General features: G+C 68.7%; 2 protein-coding genes and 1 pseudogene. 2 read left to right on the top strand and 1 reads right to left on the bottom strand.

Annotated elements, in window-relative coordinates; genetic code table 11:
- A pseudogene (locus KZA10_RS14470) lies at positions 1–220 on the top strand (pyridine nucleotide-disulfide oxidoreductase); the annotation flags it as partial.
- Here the strand turns inward: KZA10_RS14470 and KZA10_RS14475 are convergent.
- Complete coding sequence (locus tag KZA10_RS14475; protein ID WP_218683233.1) at positions 207–1,229, bottom strand: DUF2804 domain-containing protein; 1,023 nt, start codon at positions 1,227–1,229, stop codon at positions 207–209. The pseudogene KZA10_RS14470 and the gene KZA10_RS14475 sit on opposite strands and share 14 nt — an antisense overlap.
- Before the next feature lie 136 nt (positions 1,230–1,365).
- Between KZA10_RS14475 and KZA10_RS14480 the strand changes: the two genes are divergently transcribed.
- Positions 1,366–1,634, top strand: a 269-nt coding sequence (locus KZA10_RS14480) for an NAD(P)H-binding protein (RefSeq protein WP_218683234.1), incomplete at its 3' end; no start/stop codon positions are given.

The following is a 1,634-nucleotide window of genomic DNA, read 5'->3' on the forward strand; positions in this document are numbered from 1 at the left end:
GGTCACGCACCTGGCTCCTCTTCACCTGCGCAGCGCGGCCGGGGGCATCCAGCTGGACCGGAACGGCCGCGGTACGACGGCTGTCGCAGACCCCCGCGTGCAGCTGGTCGGCTACGGTCCGTCGGCGAGCACGATCGGTGCCAATCGTGCCGGTCGCTCGGCGGCGAAGGGAGTGCAGCGGGCGCTGCAGTCCACGAACGCGCGCGTCACCAGCGGTTGAGCACCTCTTCCGCGAATCCTTCGATGCCGTCGACATGCACCTGCGTTCCGGTGTCGTCCCGTACCCAGCCCGACCAGACGCCGAAGAGCTGATCCGTCCTGCTCGAGATCACCAGGGCATTCGTGCGCGAGTGCTTGTCATAGAACGGGGTGAAGGTGAGGTCGGCGCTCGTCCCGTGCACACGCCACGGGCGCAGGAACTGCTCGGGGTCGTAGTCCCAGACGAGCTCCTCGCTGATCTTCGACAGGCGTCCGTCGACCAGCAGCGCGTTCTCGGTCGCCCCGGAGCCGTCGGTCCATTTCGAGCCCAGCTGCAGCCCTATGACGCGACCGTCGACGGTACCGCTCCCCGCCGCCCAGTTCCAACGCACACGGTAGGGCCAGCGTCCGCGCCCGTGGTCGAGCACCGCCCAGCTGCCCGCGGACACGTCGTGGGTGACGCCGTCCACCGTCACCGTCCCTGTCGTCGGGCGTGCCACATCCTTCACCGTGTACTGGAAACGGGAGATGTCCTCTCCTCGGCGCCAGGGGACGACGACACCGAGGGACTCGTGACCGGGAGGACGGCCCGCCAGCAGGTCGAAGGACACCCGTGGAGCGGTGCCACGCAGACGGGTCCCGTCGAACGTCTCGTCGACGTCGATGGTGATGCGACGGGTGCGCGCTCGGGCGGGCCCTGCACCGAGAGACGCCGGTAGCGTCGCGCCGCGGCCTCCCGGCGATATCACCGTCGTGCCGATGTCGTCACCGGTCGCTCGGTCGAGCACCCACACCTCATGCAGCGACATGTAGTCGACGCACGACACCGTGAAGGCGATGATGTGCGACGCCGTCATCACGTTCCAGTACTCCCAGCGCTTGTTGCGCCCCCAATGACCGCGGCCCGGGATCCCCGAGGTGTCGTGCACCGGTACGCGCGACCAGCCCAGCGCATCGTGGTTCAAGGCCCCGTCGGGGGTGGTGAGTGACACGTGCGCGGTGATCTCGCGCTCGATCAGCGGTGTGGGCATCGTCGTCCTGCTGTCGGGAGGGACACCGTCTCGGGTCGGCGTCGTTGACCCGAGTGTAGAGGACCGAGTGTCGGGTTCGGGATCGACAGCGACCAGAACCCCGCCGAGGTCGGGGAGGGGAGCGTAGGGTGAAGACATGTCGCGAATCATCGTCTTCGGCGGCCATGGCCGCATCGCCCTCCTGCTCGCGCCGCTCCTGGTCGCTCGAGGGGATGAGGTGACGGGAGTGATCCGCAACCCGGATCATTCCTCCGATGTGGAAGCCGGCGGGGCGAAAGCGCTGGTCGCCGACGTCGAGAGCATGGATGTCGAGGCGCTCGCCGAGATCATCCGAGGTCACGACGCCGTCGTCTGGTCGGCAGGTGCCGGCGGCGGGTCTGCCGAGCGCACCTACGCGGTCGACCG

The organism is Microbacterium sp. BF1 (genome assembly GCF_019279095.1).
In the GTDB taxonomy this organism is placed as follows: Bacteria; Actinomycetota; Actinomycetes; order Actinomycetales; family Microbacteriaceae; genus Microbacterium; species Microbacterium maritypicum.